Here is a 20,654-nt window from a genome sequence, read left to right on the forward strand (position 1 = left end):
CGCCGGTCACCTCCTTCACTATCCTTGCTATCGTCATTATGTGTTTGTCTACAGCGAGGGAGGAGGACTGGAGGACGGCCAAGTCCTTGTAGACGTCTACTATTAGGCCGGGGAACGAGTCGCCGTCCCCGTTAATCAAGCGGTAGGCCTCGTAGCGGAGCAAGGACTTCGCCTCGAAGGCCCTTTCTATGACATCTTTGAACGCGTCCTCCGTCCTGGCCGGACATGGCTCGAATGAAATTACCCTCACGCCTATTTTGTCTACGAGGCCGCAAGCTAAGTCTTCGTCCCCGTCGTTCAACGTGACCAGCGTCCCGACGGCTGCCGGCGCGCCCTTGAGCCACCTCTTGTAAATTATCATCTCTCCCCTTTCCAAAAGTTTCAGGCCTTCCCCCACTACTCTAATCCTCATCTTTTCAGACCTACGAGAGGGCTTGCTCAGAGCCTTTCAAAAACGAAACCATCGGTATTATTGACTTAACAAGCTTTATTAGCCGGTCATCTCTAGTGTGGAAGCGAGAGGGGGCATAGGAGATGAAGAGGAGTAGGTTGTTGGCTCTGGGCGGCGTCGGCTACACCCTCGTACTGGCGTTGGCTGCGCTCGTCCTAGCAATGGGCGCGCTGGGCCTCGTGCTGAGGGTAGCTGCTGCGGCCGGCGCGCTGCCCCCCAACCTCGCGAAGGTTGCTGGGGCGCTACCCGGCCTCAGCGCTAGTGTGAAGGCAGACCCTGCCGCTCAGAGCCTCACCGATCTAACCGTCAGCGCGTAACTACCAGATCTCCACCTTTTTTTATTTTTGAACCCACAACCTCAACCCGCCCTCGGCTCGGGCCCGTCGAAGGCGAGTCCTTCCGCTTGACAAGACTTTGAGGCCTAACAAACGATATAACCTCCTTCTCCCTGTCCCACTGGGTTCCCACCGTTGAGGGAAGCCAGCGAGCTGGAGCTGGAAAAATTAATGTCAAAAAAGGTAAAAGAAATAGAAGATGTCGCTAGGCTAATGAGGAAGTATATAATTGAAATGGCCAGTGTAGAGAGGACCGTTCACTTGGGCTCCAGCATGTCCGTAGTGGAGATATTGGCTACCATCTGGCTGGGGGCTATGGAACCGAGGAAGTGCGACGAGAGGCCCGTCGAACACGACTGGTTGATACTCAGTAAGGGCCACGCTGTGCCCGCGTTCTACGCTCTTCTTGCCGCCTTGGAGCTCATACCCCCTCACTGGGTTAAGACGATAAGGGACATCTCCAGCCCCCTTCAAGGCCACCCGGACGACACTTTAGCTTGCGTAGACGCCCCCACGGGCAGTTTAGCTCAAGGCTTCAGCTTCGCCACCGGAGTAGCTAAGGGCTTGAAGATGTTGGGCAGCGAGAGGAGGGTTTACGTAGTCCTAGGAGACGGGGAACTCGACGAGGGCGAAGTCTGGGAAGCTGCTTCGACCGCGGCCACACACTCGCTAGACAACTTGACCGCTGTGGTGGACTGGAACGGCTTCCAGCTCGACGGAGAGACCTCCAAGGTAAAGAATAAAGGAGATTTGATTGGGAAGTGGAAGGCCTTCGGTTGGCACGTCATAGTGGTAGACGACGGCCACGACGTGGCGAGACTGTTGGAGGCCTTAGAAGAGGCAAAGAAGGTAAAGGGCAGACCCACTGTAGTGCTGGCGAAGACCGTGCGCGGGAAAGGAGTGCCGAGTATAGAGGGAACTAAGCAACAGAGGATAGAGCCCTCCGAGGCACACAAACTCCTTCAGAGGATGAGCTGAACTTTATAGCATCACAACCTTCCCCCCTTCGGGGTGTGCAGCCTTTCCAATAAGGGAGTGGCCTTACGAGAAACTATTGGAAAGGGCCTACAACATGCTCCCCAGCAGGGTGGAGTACAAGGAGAGGTTCCAAGTGCCTAAGCCGAAAGTGTTGATAGTTGGTGACAAGACCATAGTGCAGAACTTCAAGCAGATATGTGACGTACTGAGAAGAGAACCTAAGATAGTGACCAAGTGGTTCGCAAAAGAGCTGGCGGTGCCAGTACAGATAGGCGAGAGCGGGGAGATGGTATTAACCGGGAGGTTCTCTCCTCAGATAATAGATAGGTTGCTGCAAAAGTTCGTGGAGCAGTACGTCATCTGTCCCACTTGCGGCGGACCCGACACCGAACTGATAAGGTTGGACAGGAAGGTGTGGATTCTCAGGTGCCACGTCTGTGGCGCCGAGACCCCCGTGCCTCCGTTATGAGGTGGAGGGTCGCCATGAAGTACTGCCCCCGCTGCAAGTCCCCGATGGAACTCAACATGGAGAAGAGCGTGTCGTCGGACGGGACGGTGAAGATCCTTTACTTCTACCGGTGCAAGGCTTGCGGCTACAGGCTGGACGACGCGCTTTTGTTGATGAAGAGAAGTGAAGGGGGTTATGAAGTCAAGGCTGTAGAACACCTCGACTGAGGAGTCCTACCACTCTGCCTTTATTTCATCAACCACCTTAACTTTCTTGTACCACTGGACGGCTAGAAGCGCTGAGCCGACCACTGAGGCCAAGAGCAGCACGACTTCGAGCTTCCAGTCCGCCACATAAGGAATTAGGTACACCCTCGACAGCCTCTCTAGCACGAGCCCGCTCACGAGCCTCTCCACGAAAGCCGACGGGAAGAGGGCTGCCGCTGCCACGAGTCCCCACTTCGTCAAGGAAACCCACAAGTACTCCCCGCTGGTCAGCCCCAAAGACTTCAACAGCGCTAGGAACTTGCTTTTCAATACTACGTCGCTAAAGCTGAAGGTAGCCAAGGCCAGCACCATTATGAACGTTCCCATCAGAGTAGTCAACGAGGCGGAAAGGGCTACTTGCTTCAAGTTGTTCCGGAGCTCCTTCTTAAAGTCTTCCCAAGTTAGGGACACAGCCGCGTAGGCGTTGGAGACTAATGCCGTGTGGAGCTCCTTAGCCAACTCTAGCTCCTGAGGGCCGGAGGCGTAGAGTACCATGACTTTGAACTCCTTCTTGGGAAGGTAACTCTTTGGCAGTATTACGGTTGGTGGGAAGATGGGGTAGGAGAATATCCCGCTGACCCGGGCCTCTAAGGACTCCTTGAACCCTTCACTTTCTATGTCCAAAGTGACCACGTCCCCTACTTTAAGCCCCATCTCGTGTGCTAGCAAGTCACTTACGGCCACCTCTCCCTCGCCGGGATACTTGCCGGCCACCAAGCGGGGGGCGAAGTCCCAGCAGCTTCCCTTGAGCGCTTGGACGCACGCTTTCCCGTAAACGGGGATTTCCTCGCTCCCTTTTACCACCTTTATTTTGAAGTTTATAGAACCGTAGAGGGTCTCCACCCATACGCTCAATGAGTCATAGCCCTTCAAACCCTTGATCTGTAAGAGGACGTCTTCTACAGGAGGGCTTATCTTGGGTATCTTTAGGAGAGTCACGGACGCGTCGTAGTATTTGGGGACTTCTACCTTTGCTAAGCCCTCTTTGATCAAGATTGGTATAGTAATTAGACTTAAGACTAACGACACTAGAACCACTGCGGCGAAGAACCTCCAAGTGACCGCCTTGCTCTCTGAGACGGCTATCATGACCCGGAACGGCAAGGAGCTCTCTGTGCTTAGTCTGACCTTCAAGCCGTAGAACCTTAACGCCTCTATTAGGTCCATCCTACCCACCGTTATTAGGGACGTCAAGACAGTTAGCATAGTTGTTAGGAGTGACATGGCAAATACCGTTAAGATCGTTCTGGGACTTAAGGTAAGGGTAACGAACGCCTTGAGGGGCTGCAGCCGAGGGTGAGACAAGGCGGCGTTTATTGAGCTCATAGCTATTAGCGTCCCTAAGAACAACGCAAGGACAGAACCGAGCGCGACCCTTGAGCCCCACAGGCCGCCTAAGTACATTGTCATATCCTTCCACGAGGCCCCAATCGACCTCAAAGTTGCTATTTCTCTAACGTTCCTTTCGACGTAAATTACGCTTATGATGATCAGTACTGTAGTAACGACCGTCCAGGACAGTTCCGACATAGACTCCAATACGTTCGAACTCTCCAAAATCACGTCCTCCCCCGGATAGAACAACAAGTCCTTCTTGGTATCGAAGGTAAGCGCAACAAAACCGCCGACTTTCCTCATTATCTCGTCGACCTTCTTTGCCCCCTCTGGATCCTCGGTCACTACGCTGTACACTGTGTAACCCCCGAACTCTTTCTTGAGCCTTTCGCCGTCTTCCTCGTTCAGGAAGAGCACTGGGCCCGCCGGCAAGGGCAAGCTGCCCTCTGCGTAGCCCACTACCTTTTCTACGAAGGGTTTTACCGGATTCAAGGATACAACTGGGTAAACCTTCAACACCGCCCCAGGTCGGATGAATTCGGTACTTCCCTTCAGCAAGACCGCCTCTCCGCGGCGCAGCTTGGGGGCCTTGAAGCCCCCGAGCAAGGTGTCGTTCTTGTACGCGGCCTTTGTGTAACCCAGCAGTAGGGGGACGGTTGAATTGCAACACTCTCCGTAAGAAGGGACTACCGTGTACCCCGCAAAGTCCTTTACCCAGCTAATGTTCCTCATAATTTCATCGATGTAGTAAGGTATGTAACCTAATACTATTACGTCTCCGTAGCTCATCTTCAGGTAATTCAAGAACAACGGAGAGAGCGTGTCCCTCAAGACTTGGGATGTTACGTACATACTCAGAGAGAACGCGACCATTAACGATATAACTAAGGATTCTACTATCTTCTTCTTAGCCGTCTTAATTCCTACCTTCAGCGCTGGCAATTCAACCTACCCCCCTCGAGGACACAGACGACGTCAGCGACCGAGACTATCTCCTCCTCGTGAGTGCTAACGATCGCGCAACCCTCAGAGTCGGCGAACTCTCTAATTATATTAGCTATCAACCTCCTATTCTCTCTATCCAAATTTGAGGCGGGCTCGTCCGCCACCAGTATCCTAGGTCCGTTGGCCAAGGCCCTAGCTACTGCTGCCCTCTGCTGCTCCCCGCCGGAGAGCTCGGTGGGGTAGCGCTCGAACTTGTCGCCCAGTCCCACCCTCTCTAACAACATCTTAGCTCTGAGCTTGGCCTTGTGCGGAGGCGTCCCAACCAGCTCCATAGGTAGTATGACGTTTTCGAGGACCGTTAAAGTCGGTATCAACTGCAAGTTCTGAAAGACGACGCCTACGTTGTGCCGCCTCCACTTGGCCCTCCACTCCTCGCTCTTGAGTATCTTCTTGCCTAAGTGATAAATCGAGCCCCGGTCGGGATAATCTACGGTAGAGAGCAAGTGAAGGAGCGTGCTCTTCCCCGAGCCTGAGGGGCCCACTACAGCCACCACTTCCCCAAAGCCAACATTGAGGTCGACCCCTCTGAGCACCTCTACCCTCTGCGGGCCGACACGGTAGCCCTTCCAGAGCCCCCTAGCCGTCACACACCACAAGCCTTCGGACCGCTCCCGCTTGGCCCGCTGGCCTAAAAGAAGTGTCGTTTCCTCACTCACTCTTCTTGGACGCTCTTCCTCAAGTCCGGCGAGGCCGTCCAGCCGCGCGAAACGTCGTAGTAAATTAATCCGTCCTCTCTCAAGGCCTCGAACAACTTGAACAACCTCTCGTCGTTAAGGGCGTCCATTACCTCTTCCTCGGAACTCCCGGCCTCCGAGAGCCTCTGCCAGAACTCTTCCCAAGCCTCCGGGTGCACCACTACGCGGCCATGCTTGGTCGTCTCTATGACCAAGGCACCGCTCCTCTTCAACTTTTCGATTAATTTGTCCACGTTCCGGGCGAAGGCCATGTCCTCTTCGAAATTCACCTTTCTCTCTCTCAATATATCCATAGCCGAGCGCCTCTTCTTCTTATCATAGGTCCTCTCTGCAGCGACTAACGGCTCTCTGCGAGCCTCCTCGTGCTCTTGTTGTTGGGCGCTTTGCTTCCCTTCCAGCTCCTCAAGCCTCTCCAACAGCTCCCCGAGCTGGCGGGAGAGCGAGTCCACCTTCTGGCTCCACGGATTTATCATATCCACTACTTTCCTCTCTATCTTCTTTACCGCCTCGTCTACCAGCTTGTTGAGCAGTTGCTTCTCGTCTAAGCTGAGCCCCTCTACCGCGACCGCCGAGAGCTTGTTTTCCAAAGCCTCTTCGATCAACTTCCATATCGCTTCTTGCATCTTCGCGGGCAGTTCGCCCCTCTCGAGCCTCTCCAGCCTAGCCTCGAGGGCTCGGGGGTTGAAGGGAGACCTTTCGAGCTCTCTAGAAAGGACCTCGAGGACGTAATCCGTAACCAGAGCGTAGCCCTCCTCCTTGGCCCTCCTCTCCAGCTCCTCGTAGAAGTCGTCACTTACTCTCAATACTATTTTCTTGCTCACAGCCGTTGCCCGAACGCCATTTATGTTCTGGCGAACATAAAGTGAGGGGAACGGCGTTGAAGAAGGTGTTACCGGTACCCAAGGAGTTCAAGCCGGGAGACCGCTTTGTGGCCGTGGGGACCTTGCCTCTCTGTGAGGGCTGTATGCTCAAGGAGAGGTGCGAGGAGTACAAACGGGGGTGGATTTACGAAGTGAAAGGTAAGGTAGGGCTGGTAGAGCACGAGTGTAAGGTACACGGTAAGGTGGTTATGGGGGAGGTAGAAGAAGTGGGGATCCCTTTGATCTTGCCGAAGAGGTTAGCTATAGAGGGGGCCACGGTTGAGTACACCCCATCCAGCTGTGCCAACAAGAAGTGTCCTCACTGGCGGGACTGTACGGCCCAGCGGGGAGGCAGGGTGAAGGTGAAGATAAGGGAAGTTCTAGAGGAAGTTCGCTGTCCTTTGGGCTTGTCGCTTGTGAGAGTAATAGGCGTTCCAGTTGAGGTCAGGAAAAGATCCATGAGAAATGTTAAAAAAGGGAGAGACCGTCACAGGAAGCGGGGACTGGCCCCGTAGCTCAGCCAGGACAGAGCGCCGGCCTCCTATCCCGTGCGGGGTTGGGAAAGCCGGTGGTCCGGGGTTCAAATACCCGCGGGGCCGCCACGGCCTCGCCGGGCTCCTACTTCAAATCCCACTAAAGACGCGCCCCCTAACGTCTCAACACCTCGATCCGCCTCCGGAGTCCCCCGGCCTCCGTCACGACGCCCCAAAGGTCCCGGAACGCGAGCGCGCTGAGCGCCCCTCCGACGACGTCGAGCGGGTAATGAGCGCAGAGCTGGACCCGTGACCAAGCCACCAGGGTTGCGTACGCCAGCAAGGCATACCTCAACCGCCCCTCGATCTCGAAGGCCAGCCAGAAGGCCCTTGCTGCGTGGCCGGAGGGGTAGCCCGGAGTCGAGTGGCCGGAGCCCGGCCGGGGGGTGTAGAACGAGAACTTGAGGAAGAGCACGAAAACGTTCAGGGCGAGTCCTTCCAACACCACTTTGTAATCCTTTCTAGTGTAGGCTAGCAATAAGGTGAAGAGGATGAACGGAAATATGCTCATGCTTTCGCTAATCCAAAAGGCCAAACGGTCTAAACCGGGCAGCTTGAGGCACGGGAGGGCGGTCGAAAAGGGAGCTATCAACACTAACAAGGAAGAGCTAAGCAGTAGCCTCTTCGGCTTCCAGCTCTTCGCCATCCGGGGTTACCACTTTCCCTCCGGCCGCTTTGACCTTTTGAAGGGCTTTCTTACTCGCGGAAGCCACTATTACCGTGTAACTCCCCTTGACCTTTCCGAAACCGAGCAGCTTGTTGTAGCCCATGGCTGCCAAGTCCAGTATGTTAGTATTTAACTTCCTAGCCATTTCGTCCAGTTCCCCGACGTTAATTTCCCTTATTTCGACTCTGTCCTCCGGAGGCAAGTGGAAGCCGTATTTGCCGAAGTATCCCGGACTCTTAGCCGTTACCCACGTCCAGAAGTGCTTGTGCATGCCGGCACGGCCGAAGCCTCCGCGGGCGCCGCTCCTGCGGTGTTGGCCTATTCTCCCCCAACCCATCGTCCTGGTTCTTCCCCTCAACTTTCTACTCTTCTTCTTGCGCCTGACTACCAAACTCTGACACCCCTAGCGACGGGACTCAGATGCTTTTAGGACTTTGTGGTCAGAGCATCCTCAAAACCAACTCGTTTATGGCATCCCCGCGGTAACCGGCCTCTCCTCCGGAGCGGTAGGGCTTCTTGATACTTTTCTTGAAGCCCCCTCTTGGAGGATGCAGCCTGAAGAAGGGCTTGATCGCGTTCTGTTTGTGGAAGACCACCTCACCGTTGACTATCTTTTCAGCGAGCTCTTCGAAGCTTTCTACTCCGAACTTTTCCTTTATGTACTCTTGAGTCAGCTTCTTGTCTCCCGGGGCCCTTCCTCTGGCCTCTAAAAGCTTTGCCAGAACCTCCTTCCTCACCTCGCCCCAAGTTATCCACGCTTGGGCCTTCCTCAGCATGCCCTCGAGACCGGGCAAGTCGGCTGGGTATACTACGGCCGCGTACCTCCTCAGTAGCCTCAAGTTCTCCAAGGTCTTCCTCACGTCCGGGTTGGCGTCGGGCTCTCCCTTTATCCTGATTATTAAGTACAGTTTTTTGCTCATACTCCCCCACCCCTCATTGTTGTTGTACCCAATCCCACGGGGCTAGGAACTTGTAAGTCTGCTTCAAGGCGTTGAAGGTTGCTTTAGCGAAGTTGTGAGTGGTCCTAGTCTCTCCCTCGGTGTGGGTCCAGACGTCCTTGATGCCGGCGTACCTCAGAACGGCCTTGGCCACGTCGCCGGCTACCAGCCCGGTGCCTCTGGGGGCGGGCTTGAGGATGACCTCCACGCTGCCGCTCTTACCCCTTACAGTGAAGGGCACGCTGTGCGGCTCCCCGCAAGTGCACTCCCAGCTGCCGCAACCTCTCCTAACCGGAGTTATGTTGAGCTTGGCGCTCGCTAGAGCCTTCTGTATTGCGAACCTCATCTGTTTCGCCTTGCCCATACCAAGGCCTACCAGTCCGTCCTCGTTGCCTATCACGACCAATACCCTCAGCCTCGTGACCCTCCCCGCGTCGGTCACTTTCTGAACCAAGCTGACGTCGAGCACTTCGTGTTTCAAACCCGGTACTAAGTAATCGACTATTTCCGGCTCCAATATTGGTAAATTCTTCTCGAAGAGCTCGTATATGCTAGTTATTTTGCCCTCCTTTACCATCTTTCCGACTCTGGTTCTGGGCACCCACTCCTCCGCGGAGACGGCTACCGCCACTTCGCGTCACCCCGTAGAGGCGCTCAGCTCCAGCTTATAGTCTTCGAGTATCTTTGCCTTCACTTCTTCGAAGTGCTTCGGGTAGTCCTCGGGCCTAAAGCCCTTCTCCAATAGCTTGGAAAACCTCCTCTGGTACTCCTCCGGGCTCTCGTTCTTCAACGCCTCGGCGTAGGAGGCTATGTGTTCGCCCTTTATCCTGCTCTCGTCGGGGACCACGTCTCCCACTGGGACTTCCAACCCCACGTCGTTTGCCGCCTTTATTGCGGCGAACACCCTAGCGCCCTTTGACGGTTTGTGCAGACCTATGTCCGGGACCGCGTATTGGACGCCGGCCTTCTTGGCCCGGAGGGCCGCCAGCATGCCGGTTAGGTAAACGGCGGGCATAGAATTGCCATAACCCTTCCAACCGTACTTCTTTTCAAGCTCCTTGGAGTGGGCTGCTGCTATCACCTTGTCGCCCTCGGGAGCGAACTCAATCACTTGTACCCACACGTACTTGTTAGTCTTCCTCACGACAAACCTTGGGTTTCTCGATAATGCCATAGTGTAGCGTTTGTAATAGTTGGTCTTGCCTTCCCTCCTCCTTCTCTTGGGAACTTTATATCTTGGTCCCCTCGCCAACTCACTTCACCTCTATACCGTACCTCTCCCTCAAGTAAGTCTTTAAGTTGTTTAAGCTATCAAACATTCCGCCCTTAGCCTTCATGTAGAGCTCTCTGTAGGTCCTCCTGTCTATTACCTCGTGGTCCCGCAAGTACTTTAAGAACCTCCTTATCTTCCTTATCTTGTTCATCCAAGCCTCCTTGGGGTCTTGGCGGGCACTGGCCTTACCTTTCCTTTTCCCGTACCCCCTCCTCCTGCCCTTCTTCCTCTGTTCGTGACGGACCTTCCACCTTGCCCTACTGACGCCCCTCTTCGGCTCTACCTTGATCGCGCCTTCTTCTATTAGGCGTCTCACGTCGTCCTTAGAGACCGCCTCCGAGACGTCGGCGAGTCTGGTAGGGTCGACCCAGATCCGGCTCTCCCCTACGCCGAGGATCTCCGCTGCCAGCCTGGCGACTTTGTCGGGCCTCACGCCTCTACACCCCCGTTGGCCACGCGGACGCCCAGTTCTTGAGCCCTCCTAATTATTTCGGCTCTCTTCTTCTTCCCTACTGAAGACGCTATGTAAACTATGTGTTTGTTCTTATCTATTTGTTCTAGCTCCTTCACGTTGTGTACTATAATAGGTTCCAGTCCGCTGGGGTGTAGGCCCCTCACTTCCTTGGGCGTGCGGTACCCCACCTTAACTATTGGAGGGTAGCCCTTGAGCTGCAACCGGGACTTGTTGTCGTTACCTTTAGGCTTCCTCCACTTGTAGCCCCTCTCTAGCCTGAAGTACCTCCACCAGTGGTACCTTATGAACTCCGGCAGGTCGTTCCTGAGCTCTACCGCCTTTTTCATGAGTTTCCTTTTCTTCCTTATCTCCTTTAACGCTTGAGCCCTTTTGTTGAGTATTTCCTTGATCTCATTGGACATTATGACATCACCTCCTTCGCGTATATATAGATGCCGTCCATGAATACTCTGCGGTCGAACTCGGTTATTTTAGTGGCTTGTTCTATGTTGGCCGCGGTCTGTGACACCTTCTCTATGTCGATTCCTTCGATTATAACGTCTCTGCCTTGGACCTTGACGGTAACGCCGGGGAGGATCTTGGCGGTCCTGGGAGCCTTCTCGCCGATGAAGTTGTGTATCTCAACTCTGTCTCCTACGACCTTAACGCTTATGGGGAAGTGAGAGAACACTATTTTCATTTTGTACCGCCAGCCCTTGGTGACGCCGGTTATCATGTTCTTTATGTGAGCAGCCACGGTATTCACGAGGGCCTTCCTCTTTCGGTTGGCGAAGAAGGTCTCCACGAGGACTTGTCTCTTCCCCTCGTTCTCAATAACTCTTATCCTTATTCCCTTAGCGTCGGAGAAGTCTCTCTCTAGTTCGCCCTTGGGTCCCCTTATCTTGACTTTGTTGTCCTTGACTTCTACTTCGACGCCCTCTGGCACGTCTACGGACGCGTGTACCCAGACGGCCTTTGCCATTCTACGCGACCCCGGGGAGCGGTGGTGTGGGGATATAAGGGGTTCTCCATATCTCGACCTTTAAAAAGTGCCTCTAACCGACAATAACTATGTTTTCGGGAGGGTACCCCATTTCCTCGAGGAGCTTCTTTACCCTGTCTCTGTGGTCGCCTTGGAGCTCTATCCTGCCGTTCTTCACGGTCCCTCCAGTAGCCAGTTTGCTCTTGAGCTCCTTAGCTACCTTCTTTAACCTCTCATTGTCCAAGCTGAGGCCCTCGATTATTGTTACCTCTCTTCCCCACTTTCTCTTCTCTAGCTTTATCTTTATCAGTTCTTGCTGATCCATCATTAACTGTTCACAGACCTCCGGAGGGAGTCCTCCGCAAACCGAGGGGTCCAGCGTCCCCATGCTCAGCCCATCGGGAGTAGCCTTAAACTTTAGTTTATAAAGAGTTACTCAAGGCGTACCAGGGGGTTAAGGTGGGTGTCCCACCGGTCAAAGACGTGTTATATAAATGTGCCTCGTGCGGATACGTAGCCAGGAAGGAAGAGTTGGAGAAACTGATGATGGGGGTCCGCTGTCCCCGCTGCGGCGGTAAAATACTGTACAAGATACGTACTAGCGGCAGGACGTACTTTAAAGCAATATGAGGATGATCGGGTCCTCGAACTCTGAGTCGTGATGAATGTAGCCCGCGAGTGACTTTCTAAGAGCCTTGTCGCGGCCCTCCCGGTGCCCGATGGCGTGAAGGGGAGCATGAAATTAACCATACTTACGAGAGATGCGGTAGATTTGACGAAAGTGGTTGGAGAAATGGTAAGGAAGGGATTCTGGACAGCCAAAGTGCTCCCAACTGAAACGGGCTTCGAGATCCTCTCGCCCGAGCCAGGCTTGATAGGAGCCAGAGTGATAGACGATCAAGTTTCTTACAAACTGTACGCGAGCAACGACGGCAAGTCACTCACCCTATTTGGCGACTTGGATAGACCATTCCTTAAGGTGGCCGAAGCTGTAGGCCTCTTAGCCGCCGGGGGCTGTGGGGAGGACTGCATAACGGCTGCCGAGCTCTCTGCGAGTGCGGTCGCGGAGGGGCTCTGCAGCTTCGGCCAGATAGAGCTCGAGCGAATAGGGACCATGTCGATCTCAGGTCTGGTGGCCCGAAAGGAGGGAGAGGTCCTCAGCGTGGCGCCCATAAACGGGAGCTCTTACTTGTTGATTTACAGTGCCAAGGGGGAGTGGGGCCTCGTAAAGTCCCGAGCGTTATCTTTACACGCCCTCTTACCCCAAGCGCTTGAGGTGGTTAAGAGGTGGACTTGTCGAAAATAAAGGTGATCGCGGCTGACGTAGACGGGACACTGACGGAGGGCATCTCGTTCCTGCTCGACGTAGACGCAATAAAGGCCTTGAGGGAATTAGAAAGGTATGGGTTGAAAGTAATCTTAGTGTCCGGTAACAGCAGGCCGGTCACGCTTACCTTGAAGAGGTACTTAGGGACCAGCGCTCCGGTAGTGTTCGAGAACGGCTGCGGCTACGGGGACTTTACGTGGGAAGAAACCGTCCCCGACAAGTCCTCTTGCTTAGTAGCCAGAGAGGCTTCAGACACGCTCTTGAAGGTTCTTTCCGTCAAGGGGTGGAGGCCCTCTTGGCAGAACCCTTGGAGGAAGTGTGACTTCGCAATTAACGCCCCCGAAGGGGCGACTTCGGAAGAAGACGCCAAGAATGCCTATAAAATATTAGAAGAGTTGGGCTACTTGAGACAAGGACTGACGGTCCTGGTCAGCAGACACGCCGTCCACATAATGCCGAAGGATTGCGGCAAGGGCAAAGGCATCAAGAAGGTAGTAGAAAAGATGGGCTATACCATGGACGAAGTGCTGGCGGTCGGCGACGCTGAGAACGATATAGAAATGATAAAGATGGCTGGTGTTGGAGTAGCCGTGGCCGACGCGCAGGAGGCCCTCAAGAGGGAAGCCGACATAGTGGCCCCAGAGCCCGCCGGCAAGGGCTTCGCGTGGATAGCAAGAAAGATTCTAGAGACAAAGCGCTCGTCTTGACCTACTGCACGAAGAGGAAGAGGACTGCCTCCGGGAGGGCATCCGAAGTATATGTAGGGCCTATAAGAAACTTGTTTATCTTGTCTGAAAGGTTGAGCGCGCGGTGTTTCGTATTGAGTGCCAAGTACGGCTTAATAGAGTGCGACGCCCACGTGGAACCTTACGACCTCTACCTCGGGAACTTAAGCCCCGAGGAGGAGGCGAAGCTGAAAGAGAGGGTGAAGGGGAGGTGTGAGGAGCTCCGAGGGCCTTGGGAGGTGGCCGTGATCAACTTGAGTGAGCCCTACTCAAGGCTCCTCCCCTGTCGAGTAGAGGCACGCTACGCGTTGGTAATAGGGAAGGCTGACGTAGTTGAGGCAGAGAGGGTCCTAAAGCTGGTACCCAAGACTATAGGCCGGCGCAACTCGGTTCTGAAGGCCTTAGGGAGGGCGACGAGCCTTGAGGACGTTATTCGACTTATTGAGGAGGGAACTCTCGACTGAGAGCTTAATTTCAATTGCATCTACCGAATGGGAAGAGGCCGTGGCCGAGTTCAGGAGGTTCGCCATGAACTGCTCTGAGTCAACCAACAGGGAGGCGTGCGACGAAAGGCTCAGAGATTACAAGGAGACCTTTAAAGATTTGATAAAACTGAGGATATACAAAATGTTAAAGACTGGTGAGGTCCCCGAGACCTCTGCGGACGAGCCATTCTTAAAGCTAATACTGGAGCTAATAACGGACTTTGCCAGTTCCTTGGACGAGGTGGTGGCTGACGAGAAGGGTCGGGTTTTTGTGATAGTTAAGAAGAGGTTGGACGTGGGAGGGGTCATAGCGGAGCCCAACGAGCTAGTCATGATGAGTTTAATGGAGGCCGTGGCGTTGAGCGCCTTCGGTTACGTGGAGTTACTGAAGCTCCCGGTGGAAGGCTCCGAGAAGTTCTCTTGGATTACTTCCGAGCCCATCAAGGCTTGGTCCACTTAACTAACCCGTAGCTTAAGCCCATTGCTTCTAAAGCCCTCTTGACGACCCCTCTGCCAACAGCTTTCGCAGCCACGTCGGCCCTCTCGACGAACTCTTCCTTCGACCTTATTCCCGCGTTCCACAGCGCTCTGGCCCTGACCCTACCTATGTAGGGTATCTGAACTAATTCTACGAGTTCCTCCGATACGCCGTACTTTAAGCGGAGCTCGAGTGCAGCCAAGGCCTCGGAGTGGCTCTGCAGGCCTACGAACTTGGTTATCTCGGAGTAAGCGTGGACGAGCCACGCGGCCGTGTCGCTCAGGACTCTGAGGTCTCCCGGGTAGAAGCCGTACTTCTTTGCTATCACGTCTTCCGGTTCTTCCTTCACCCAACTTTCCAAGGCTAGGGCCACCTTTAGGGAGCTCAAGAAGTTCGAACTACTCACGTACTCGTCGTCTTTGATCAGCAACTCATCGAACCTCTCCTCAGCCACCCTCCAGAGCTCCCTGACCTCGGCGCTCCTCAATCCCCTCTTGGGCATGTCCGGAGTAACGGCCACCAAGTGCAAGTACCCTAAGGCGGTGGTCTTGCCCTTACGACGCTTTAACGCCTCTAAGACCACCTTCGTTCCGAGAGGATCTACGTACTGCTTTGCTACTATCGTGCCCAATGGGGTTGCCTTAACCCCCTCTACCAACCCAGTTCTCCTTAAGAACTCGAGCGATCTCTTGGCGTCTTCTATCGCACCCGCCGCCCCCTCCGTAACTCCGAAGAGCGTTTCTTCTATGAACTCCACCAGCTCGTCTTCGCTGTTAACTGCCTTGGATGCTATCAGTCCGAGTAGGGACCTCCTCAAGGCCCGGGCACTGGTCAGGGCGCTCCGCACTTCCTCCGGCTCGCCCATGACGTACCTCTCATACACTTCTTCCGGGGGAGCCTTGGGCCTGGCCACCAGCACCGAGGTACCTATCGGGTCCAAACCGGGTCTGCCGGCCCTTCCAGCCATCTGTTTGTACTCGGAGATGGAGATGGGCACTTCGCCCTCCTCACTATACCTCGTGTACCTCTCAATCACTACGGCTCTGGCAGGCAAGTTAACGCCGGCGGCGAGCGTGGGCGTGGCGGCGACGAACTTGATCGCGCCCGAGCGGAAGGCTTCCTCAACGAGCAGTCGGGCCTCGTTAGTGAGGCCTGCATGATGGAACGCTACCCCCCTTTCTACTACCTTCGCTAAGGCCTCGCCGAGCTCCCCCTCTACTTCTATCTTGACCCTTTCAGCCCATTCCTTGGTTACTTTATTGGGTTTCAAGATTTTCGATATCTTCTTGGCAGCGCTCTCGGCCCTCTTCCTCGTACTTGCGAAATAAAGCACTTGGCCCTCCTTCATGTAACGGAGGGCCGCGTCCAAACCCGGGTCGCCCAAGATTTCCTCTACTTCCTCTATCCTATCCTCAAACAATATTTCATAAGTAGACGGATCCATAACTCCTTCCTCTAACTTCACCGGCCTCCAGTCGTGGTAGACCAGCTCTGCGTCCAACCAAGACGCCAAGTCCTCCGGGTTACCCACAGTGGCTGAGAGCGCGACTATCTGCTTTCCCATAAGCTTTAACCTGGTCACGACCACCTCCAACGTAGGCCCCCTCTCTTCGTCCCCTACGTAGTGGACCTCGTCCACTACTACGGTCCCTACCTTCTTCAGCCAAGGTGAGTTGTGCCTCAACAAAGAATCCATCCTCTCGTAAGTAGCCACCAGGACATCGGCCTCCCCTACCTCTGGCGCGTGATAGTCGCCCACACTCAAAGCAATCTTCAAGTCCTTGAAGACCCTTTTCAAGGATGTATACTTTTCGAAAGCCAAGCTCCTCAGCGGGGTAAGGTAAACAGCCTTGTACCCATTGTCAACAGCGTTCTTTATTGCTATTTCGGCGACGAGGGTCTTACCAGAACCCGTGGGGGCAGAGATCAGCAAGTTCTTGAATTCTGTCAAACCCTTCTGGAGCGCGAGCTCTTGAACTGGGAACAGCCGCCTTATGCCCCTACCCTCCAGCCACTCCCTTATCCCTAACCTCGCTCCCTCCCCATCTGCGCCCTGGGCGTTAAAGTAATGCTGAATACTCCGACACTTACGGACGGCCCTTATGAGGGCAAGAGGCACTTGAGGGTGAGGGTCGAACCGTCGACGCCCGGCGGATCCGTGAGGGCTCCGCCGAGTAAGAGCTGGGCCCAACGAGCGACGTTCTTGGCCCTCTTGGCAAAGGGTAAGAGCTCATTTAAGAGGGTGCCGGAGTCCGACGACGTGACGGCTTCTGTGGAAGCCGTCAAGGCGTTCGGGGCGGAAGTGGAAAGGAGAGGAGAGGAGCTCGTCGTCAAGGGAGGAGAGGTCAAGGTCCCCGAGGACGTCGTTAACATGAGGGGATCCGGTACCGGGGCAAGGATAGCTATAGCCGTGGGGACGTTGGTCCCTGAGGACTTTGGGGTTGTAATAACTGGCGACGCCAGCCTCCGCAAGAGGCCCATGGTTCCCGTAGTAGATGTTATGAATGCCTTGGGGGCAAAGGTGGTCAGCGTGAGAGGGGGCTTCCTCCCCGTCGTGAGCTTTGGGGGCCTCCCGGGCGGGGAGGCTGAGGTTGACGGCAGCGTCACGAGCCAGCACGTGACCGCAGCTCTAATAGCCTCAACCAAGAGCGAGAAGGGGGCCAAGATAACTGTTAAGAACCCGGTCTCTAGGGGCTACATTGCATTAACAGAAAAAGTCATGAGATTCTTCGGAGCCAAGGTAGAGTGCGACCCGAAGTACTCCCGCTGCGAGGTGGAACCCTCGGAGCTGAGCCCAGTGGAGCTGGAGGTGCCGGGCGACTACGCGCTCGCCGCCTTCCCAGCCGCGTTGGCTGTTGTGAGCGGCGGCGAGGTTAGGGTCGGCCCCTTGCCCCCTCCGGAGAGCGGGCCTGGCGACCACAGGCTCGTGGACTACTTAAGGAAGTTCGGGGTCGAGGCTAGGTACGCCGGCGGTTACTTGTACGTCGATGGCAGCGCGAGGCCCAAAGGGACCAGGGTGAACTTGAGGGACGAGCCGGACCTGGCCCTCCCGTTGGCTGCGGTAAGCGCAGTTAGTAAGGGAGAGAGCGTCTTAGCGGGCCTCTCTCACTTGGTATATAAGGAGTCTAACAGAATAGAGACTATCATTCGAACGCTTAAGTGCTTCGGCGTAAACGCGCGCGTTGACGGCCCGAGCATAAGGATACTGGGGTCAGAGTTGTTGAAGCCTTGTAGGCTTAAGTGTCCAGACGACCACAGAATAGCGATGCTAGCGGCCGTCCTGGGCGCCTCAGCGGGGGCCATTATAGAGTCCGCGGAGTGCGTCAATAAGAGTTGGCCCGGGTTCTGGAACGTGTTGAACGCACTGGGGGTGAAGGTCTATGTGGAAGGTCGCCGCTAAAAGAGGTTACTTGAGTATAAGGGGAGAAAACGTCTACGCGGTGGTGGACCCTTCGGAGATACCAGAGGACTTGATAGACATCGACTTCGTTATCCTAACTAGAAAGCCGAAGAACAAGAAGGTGATAGACGAGATACTCCGGAACAGCAAGGCTACATTGGTAGGCTCTTCAAAGAACGTGAAACGCTATACCTCGGACCATTACGTGGAGGAAGTTAAAGGCGTCAGAGGCCTTGCGCCCGGGCTGTGGGTGGCCAACGTGAGGGGCAAAGTTGTAATAGGAATTGATGATACCGACGAGTACTTGATACTAATTTCGGAAGAGTCCCAGAGAGAGGAGGCGGAGGACCTCGGCAAGAAGATCTACGGGACGTTCGGAAGGGTTGTCGCACTGGACAAGGTAGTTGAGGAACACCTAGGTGAAGAACTTTGAACAAGAAGAAGCCTGCGGACTTGATACTGGCAGATATAATATCCTATGTTTTCAATCCCTACGATTTCAGCCTTGTACTCATATTAACCTCGTGGTTCAAGGATGGAAACTTGATATATGGGATACTCGCGCTGCTGTCGCTCGCGCTGCTGCCGTTCCTTAAACACTTCAGGGGAGTTAAGATGGGGTTGTTCGATTGGAACGTAAACGAATTCAAGAAGAGGACCTCTATATTAGTGCTCTCCGGAATAGGGGGAGTCCTCGGCTCTTACTTGCTGTTCGTCTTGGGGGCCAAATACGTGGCAACTGAAACCCTAGCCTACGCGTTAACCAGCTTGGTCGCCGCCGCTTGCTCCAGGGTAGTAAAGGTGTCCATTCACGTCGCCACGGCTGTTACCAGCACTGCCGTGCTGGGCTGGGCCTTCGGGAGGGGGGTTGGGCTCGCGCTGGTTGTAATAACAGTTGCCATAGCTTGGTCCAGACTGAGGCTTAGGGCGCACACGTTAGAAGAGATCTTGGAAGGCTACGCGGTCGCGGGGTTGGGCACCACAACCGCGTTCTTGTTGACGTCGACGTTCCTCCACTTCTGAGCCCCGGCGGCTCTGCCTCTAGCACGTCAATCTCAAAAACCTAGCCCGAGGGGGCTGAGCTCAGGGGCCCCGTAGCTCAGCCAGGAAGAGCGCGGGCCTCCGGAGCCCGTGGTCCCGGGTTCAAGTCCCGGCGGGGCCGCAACGTCGCCCAAACGCGGCCTCTCCTTCGCGTTCTCTAGCACGGAATGGGTCGTTCCTTTTGTCCAGACTTCGCATCCGTTCGAGCAATCTTAGCGTGCAATCTGTAAACAGTGTTCATTAAAATGGCCATTGATGCAAAACAACGTTCAAAAATATCCGGGGAAACATCATAATAATTCTGTTTAGTCAAAGCCTCTCCGGTTGATGATTGGTGGCCAGCGTGAACTCGGGCGACGTCGTTTAGGTGTTGGGTGTGACGTCAATGGTTTTGTTCATGATCGTCAGCGGCTTGGCGGCGTTCTACGGAGGCCTCGTCAAGAACAAGAACGTGCTCTCTACCATGCTACACGTACTCATCGCCTTCTCAAGGGGTTCGTAGCCTGGGAGCTCTTCGGGTTAATCCTCGCGTTTGGAGGAGACTTCTACGGCCTAGTGGGTAAACCCTCTCCGCTACTTCGCCCTGCTACCCAATGCGCTCCCGAAGGTCTGGGCCCGACACCGGCCTCCCCGCCGCCCTCTTCGCGGCCTTCTGAGGAATGTTCGCCTCCATTGCTGTAGCAATAATCGCTTCTGCTGTGGCCGAGCGGGGCAGGGTAGAGGCTTGGGCGGCCTTTAGCTTCTTGTGGACTCTGTTGGTTTACAGTGTGATGGCCCACTGGGTCTGGGGAGCGCCGTGGTTCGGGTGGTTGGGCTTTCAATGCGGGGAGCGCGCTGGCCGCCAACCAAGACGCTGCTAACGCGCTGCTCGTGAGCGCCCTGCCGGCCGCCGCTGGAGGCTTGTCGTGGGCCTACAACGCCGTAAAGTTTACCAGCTGGACGTTCAAGCGTTTAGCGTCGTCGTGTGCGTGGCGTACTCCGTAGCAATCACATACGTGCTAGCAACCGTAATAGGCAAGGTCATAGGGTGGAGGGCGCCAGAGGAAGTAGAGAGGATAGGGCTGGACGTGACAGAGTTAGGGGAGGAAGCTTACAACATCTAAGAGGTGATTAAGATGACCAAGTTAATAATTGCATAGAAAAGTTAGAGGACGTAAGGGCAGAACTCGAGAAAGTCGGGATATACCCAATGACCATAGTTGAATGAAGGGAAGGAGACTCAGAGAGGGATCGCTTTGAATTACAGAGGCGTACCGGTGACGGTAGAGTTCATCCCCAAGCTGCAGATAGAACTGACAGTGAAGGCGACAGCCAAAGGGACCTACACCGGGCACCCGGGCGACGGGCGAATAGTGGTCTTGCCAGTAGAGAAGAATACCAAGATAAGGGACCATTACGAGAAATGTGACGGGGGTCGAGGTTAAGTTTTTGTACGAGGGATTTAAGGTGGTGTTGTCACAAGGGTTCGAACCTCGGAGCGACCCCTCGCTTTTCTCACAAGCCCTTCTTCTTAGGGCTAGCTAGCATCACGTCACAAAAACTCATAGAGGAGTGTGGGGGATTGAAAGCTCTCCGGAAGAACCTCTATCGAAATATGTGTCATCGCTTGCTGTGGGTCCGTTTGTAATAACTTCTCTCAGGGTCGCCTAAGGAGCGTTTCGAAGGGGCCAAGGGGTGTTGTCCGGAATAATGGAAGCGTTGGAAGGTGAAGGGGTAAACGCAGTGTCCCTACGCGGCTTCAACAGTCTTCAAGATCTCTCCTTGCTTTCGATACCATCACTAGCTTGTGAATTTGACCCAGATATTGGATGTAATCTGGAAGTGGTGCCGCCGCCGGGATTTGAACCCGGGTCACGGGCTTGAGAGGCCCGCATACTTGGCCGGACTATACTACGGCGGCGCCCTCCGGGTCCTCGGAGGGGGACTCTCCTTTAAAAATTTTACATCATTTGCGAGAGCGAAAGTTTTGTGTATACAG

General features: G+C 54.8%; 30 protein-coding genes, 3 tRNA genes and 1 pseudogene. 19 read left to right on the plus strand and 15 right to left on the minus strand.

Annotated features, from left to right (window positions below; translation table 11 throughout):
- Window positions 1-412: pseudogene (locus AC1HCZ_RS01025) on the minus strand (class I SAM-dependent rRNA methyltransferase); the annotation flags it as partial.
- Between the two features lie 122 nt (window positions 413-534).
- Between AC1HCZ_RS01025 and AC1HCZ_RS01030 the strand changes: the two are divergent.
- From AC1HCZ_RS01030 to AC1HCZ_RS01045, 4 genes are all read left to right on the plus strand, one after another.
- Complete coding sequence (locus AC1HCZ_RS01030; protein ID WP_479461692.1) at window positions 535-768, plus strand: hypothetical protein; 234 nt, start codon at window positions 535-537, stop codon at window positions 766-768.
- Window positions 769-921: 153 nt separating this feature from the next.
- Window positions 922-1,764: a transketolase gene (locus AC1HCZ_RS01035; RefSeq protein WP_479461693.1), complete on the plus strand. Its 843-nt coding sequence runs from the start codon at window positions 922-924 to the stop codon at window positions 1,762-1,764.
- A gap of 49 nt (window positions 1,765-1,813) precedes the next feature.
- On the plus strand, window positions 1,814-2,233 hold the full coding sequence (locus tag AC1HCZ_RS01040; protein WP_479461752.1) for a translation initiation factor IF-2 subunit beta: 420 nt from the start codon (window positions 1,814-1,816) through the stop codon (window positions 2,231-2,233).
- A gap of 14 nt (window positions 2,234-2,247) precedes the next feature.
- Complete coding sequence (locus AC1HCZ_RS01045; RefSeq protein WP_479461694.1) at window positions 2,248-2,439, plus strand: hypothetical protein; 192 nt, start codon at window positions 2,248-2,250, stop codon at window positions 2,437-2,439.
- A 6-nt stretch (window positions 2,440-2,445) separates the two neighbouring features.
- On the opposite strand, the gene AC1HCZ_RS01050 is transcribed toward AC1HCZ_RS01045, so the two are convergent.
- From AC1HCZ_RS01050 to AC1HCZ_RS01060, 3 genes are all read right to left on the minus strand, one after another.
- Window positions 2,446-4,755, minus strand: a complete 2,310-nt coding sequence (locus tag AC1HCZ_RS01050; RefSeq protein ID WP_479461695.1) for an FtsX-like permease family protein — start codon at window positions 4,753-4,755, stop codon at window positions 2,446-2,448.
- The gene (locus AC1HCZ_RS01055) at window positions 4,743-5,405 is read right to left on the minus strand and encodes an ABC transporter ATP-binding protein (RefSeq protein WP_479461753.1); all 663 of its coding nucleotides are present in this window, start codon (window positions 5,403-5,405) and stop codon (window positions 4,743-4,745) included. The genes AC1HCZ_RS01050 and AC1HCZ_RS01055 overlap by 13 nt, the downstream gene beginning before the upstream one ends.
- A gap of 65 nt (window positions 5,406-5,470) precedes the next feature.
- Window positions 5,471-6,334: a hypothetical protein gene (locus tag AC1HCZ_RS01060; protein ID WP_479461696.1), complete on the minus strand. Its 864-nt coding sequence runs from the start codon at window positions 6,332-6,334 to the stop codon at window positions 5,471-5,473.
- A 65-nt stretch (window positions 6,335-6,399) separates the two neighbouring features.
- Between AC1HCZ_RS01060 and AC1HCZ_RS01065 the strand changes: the two genes are divergently transcribed.
- Both AC1HCZ_RS01065 and AC1HCZ_RS01070 read left to right on the plus strand, forming a co-directional pair.
- Complete coding sequence (locus AC1HCZ_RS01065) at window positions 6,400-6,888, plus strand: UPF0179 family protein (RefSeq protein WP_479461754.1); 489 nt, start codon at window positions 6,400-6,402, stop codon at window positions 6,886-6,888.
- A tRNA-Arg gene (locus tag AC1HCZ_RS01070) sits at window positions 6,879-6,975 on the plus strand. The genes AC1HCZ_RS01065 and AC1HCZ_RS01070 overlap by 10 nt, the downstream gene beginning before the upstream one ends.
- 46 nt (window positions 6,976-7,021) lie before the next feature.
- On the opposite strand, the gene AC1HCZ_RS01075 is transcribed toward AC1HCZ_RS01070, so the two are convergent.
- The 9 genes from AC1HCZ_RS01075 to yciH all read right to left on the minus strand — a co-directional run bounded on the left by AC1HCZ_RS01075 (window position 7,022) and on the right by yciH (window position 11,608).
- On the minus strand, window positions 7,022-7,552 hold the full coding sequence (locus AC1HCZ_RS01075) for a phosphatase PAP2 family protein (protein ID WP_479461697.1): 531 nt from the start codon (window positions 7,550-7,552) through the stop codon (window positions 7,022-7,024).
- Window positions 7,515-7,964, minus strand: a complete 450-nt coding sequence (locus AC1HCZ_RS01080) for an uL15m family ribosomal protein (RefSeq protein WP_479461698.1) — start codon at window positions 7,962-7,964, stop codon at window positions 7,515-7,517. The genes AC1HCZ_RS01075 and AC1HCZ_RS01080 overlap by 38 nt, the downstream gene beginning before the upstream one ends.
- A gap of 49 nt (window positions 7,965-8,013) precedes the next feature.
- On the minus strand, window positions 8,014-8,493 hold the full coding sequence (locus AC1HCZ_RS01085) for a 50S ribosomal protein L30 (protein WP_479461699.1): 480 nt from the start codon (window positions 8,491-8,493) through the stop codon (window positions 8,014-8,016).
- Window positions 8,494-8,506: 13 nt separating this feature from the next.
- Complete coding sequence (locus AC1HCZ_RS01090; RefSeq protein WP_479461700.1) at window positions 8,507-9,142, minus strand: 30S ribosomal protein S5; 636 nt, start codon at window positions 9,140-9,142, stop codon at window positions 8,507-8,509.
- A 6-nt stretch (window positions 9,143-9,148) separates the two neighbouring features.
- Complete coding sequence (locus AC1HCZ_RS01095; protein WP_479461701.1) at window positions 9,149-9,763, minus strand: 50S ribosomal protein L18; 615 nt, start codon at window positions 9,761-9,763, stop codon at window positions 9,149-9,151.
- Between the two features lies 1 nt (window position 9,764).
- On the minus strand, window positions 9,765-10,217 hold the full coding sequence (locus AC1HCZ_RS01100; protein WP_479461702.1) for a 50S ribosomal protein L19e: 453 nt from the start codon (window positions 10,215-10,217) through the stop codon (window positions 9,765-9,767).
- A complete protein-coding gene (locus tag AC1HCZ_RS01105; RefSeq protein ID WP_479461703.1) occupies window positions 10,214-10,660 on the minus strand; it encodes a 50S ribosomal protein L32e in 447 nt (148 codons plus the stop codon). The genes AC1HCZ_RS01100 and AC1HCZ_RS01105 overlap by 4 nt, the downstream gene beginning before the upstream one ends.
- Window positions 10,660-11,220 (minus strand): 50S ribosomal protein L6, encoded by a 561-nt coding sequence (locus tag AC1HCZ_RS01110; protein ID WP_479461704.1) that lies wholly within the window; start codon window positions 11,218-11,220, stop codon window positions 10,660-10,662. Before AC1HCZ_RS01110 ends, AC1HCZ_RS01105 begins: the two co-directional genes overlap by 1 nt.
- A gap of 73 nt (window positions 11,221-11,293) precedes the next feature.
- Window positions 11,294-11,608: a stress response translation initiation inhibitor YciH gene (gene yciH / locus AC1HCZ_RS01115; RefSeq protein WP_479461705.1), complete on the minus strand. Its 315-nt coding sequence runs from the start codon at window positions 11,606-11,608 to the stop codon at window positions 11,294-11,296.
- 71 nt (window positions 11,609-11,679) lie between these two features.
- Between yciH and AC1HCZ_RS01120 the strand changes: the two genes are divergently transcribed.
- The 5 genes from AC1HCZ_RS01120 to AC1HCZ_RS01140 all read left to right on the plus strand — a co-directional run bounded on the left by AC1HCZ_RS01120 (window position 11,680) and on the right by AC1HCZ_RS01140 (window position 14,217).
- Window positions 11,680-11,850 (plus strand): TFIIB-type zinc ribbon-containing protein, encoded by a 171-nt coding sequence (locus AC1HCZ_RS01120; protein ID WP_479461706.1) that lies wholly within the window; start codon window positions 11,680-11,682, stop codon window positions 11,848-11,850.
- Between the two features lie 82 nt (window positions 11,851-11,932).
- Window positions 11,933-12,526, plus strand: a complete 594-nt coding sequence (locus AC1HCZ_RS01125) for a hypothetical protein (protein ID WP_479461707.1) — start codon at window positions 11,933-11,935, stop codon at window positions 12,524-12,526.
- Complete coding sequence (locus AC1HCZ_RS01130; protein WP_479461708.1) at window positions 12,508-13,254, plus strand: phosphoglycolate phosphatase; 747 nt, start codon at window positions 12,508-12,510, stop codon at window positions 13,252-13,254. The genes AC1HCZ_RS01125 and AC1HCZ_RS01130 overlap by 19 nt, the downstream gene beginning before the upstream one ends.
- Window positions 13,212-13,736, plus strand: a complete 525-nt coding sequence (locus AC1HCZ_RS01135; RefSeq protein WP_479461709.1) for a DUF6884 domain-containing protein — start codon at window positions 13,212-13,214, stop codon at window positions 13,734-13,736. The genes AC1HCZ_RS01130 and AC1HCZ_RS01135 overlap by 43 nt, the downstream gene beginning before the upstream one ends.
- Complete coding sequence (locus tag AC1HCZ_RS01140; RefSeq protein ID WP_479461710.1) at window positions 13,693-14,217, plus strand: hypothetical protein; 525 nt, start codon at window positions 13,693-13,695, stop codon at window positions 14,215-14,217. The genes AC1HCZ_RS01135 and AC1HCZ_RS01140 overlap by 44 nt, the downstream gene beginning before the upstream one ends.
- On the opposite strand, the gene AC1HCZ_RS01145 is transcribed toward AC1HCZ_RS01140, so the two are convergent.
- The gene (locus AC1HCZ_RS01145) at window positions 14,198-16,354 is read right to left on the minus strand and encodes a DEAD/DEAH box helicase (protein WP_479461711.1); all 2,157 of its coding nucleotides are present in this window, start codon (window positions 16,352-16,354) and stop codon (window positions 14,198-14,200) included. The genes AC1HCZ_RS01140 and AC1HCZ_RS01145 overlap by 20 nt on opposite strands.
- Here AC1HCZ_RS01145 and aroA point away from each other — a divergent pair.
- The 8 genes from aroA (at window position 16,304) to AC1HCZ_RS01185 (ending at window position 20,100) form a co-directional block, all read left to right on the plus strand.
- Window positions 16,304-17,635: a 3-phosphoshikimate 1-carboxyvinyltransferase gene (gene aroA, locus AC1HCZ_RS01150; protein WP_479461712.1), complete on the plus strand. Its 1,332-nt coding sequence runs from the start codon at window positions 16,304-16,306 to the stop codon at window positions 17,633-17,635. The two genes, AC1HCZ_RS01145 and aroA, sit on opposite strands and share 51 nt — an antisense overlap.
- Entirely contained in the window at window positions 17,616-18,068 is a 453-nt protein-coding gene (locus AC1HCZ_RS01155) for a hypothetical protein (RefSeq protein WP_479461713.1), read from the plus strand. Before aroA ends, AC1HCZ_RS01155 begins: the two co-directional genes overlap by 20 nt.
- Window positions 18,065-18,658, plus strand: a complete 594-nt coding sequence (locus AC1HCZ_RS01160) for a hypothetical protein (RefSeq protein WP_479461714.1) — start codon at window positions 18,065-18,067, stop codon at window positions 18,656-18,658. Before AC1HCZ_RS01155 ends, AC1HCZ_RS01160 begins: the two co-directional genes overlap by 4 nt.
- A gap of 65 nt (window positions 18,659-18,723) precedes the next feature.
- Window positions 18,724-18,797: transfer RNA gene (locus AC1HCZ_RS01165), tRNA-Arg, on the plus strand.
- A gap of 264 nt (window positions 18,798-19,061) precedes the next feature.
- Window positions 19,062-19,178, plus strand: coding sequence for a hypothetical protein (locus AC1HCZ_RS01170; protein ID WP_479461755.1), 117 nt, complete (start codon window positions 19,062-19,064; stop codon window positions 19,176-19,178).
- Between the two features lie 157 nt (window positions 19,179-19,335).
- On the plus strand, window positions 19,336-19,536 hold the full coding sequence (locus tag AC1HCZ_RS01175; protein ID WP_479461715.1) for a hypothetical protein: 201 nt from the start codon (window positions 19,336-19,338) through the stop codon (window positions 19,534-19,536).
- A gap of 45 nt (window positions 19,537-19,581) precedes the next feature.
- Complete coding sequence (locus AC1HCZ_RS01180; protein ID WP_479461716.1) at window positions 19,582-19,779, plus strand: hypothetical protein; 198 nt, start codon at window positions 19,582-19,584, stop codon at window positions 19,777-19,779.
- Window positions 19,780-19,911: 132 nt separating this feature from the next.
- Window positions 19,912-20,100, plus strand: coding sequence for a P-II family nitrogen regulator (locus AC1HCZ_RS01185; protein WP_479461717.1), 189 nt, complete (start codon window positions 19,912-19,914; stop codon window positions 20,098-20,100).
- Between the two features lie 398 nt (window positions 20,101-20,498).
- Here AC1HCZ_RS01185 and AC1HCZ_RS01190 read toward each other — a convergent pair.
- Window positions 20,499-20,576 (minus strand) — tRNA-Glu (locus AC1HCZ_RS01190).
- Window positions 20,577-20,654: the final 78 nt, after the last annotated feature.

This window comes from Ignicoccus sp. (assembly GCF_056435145.1).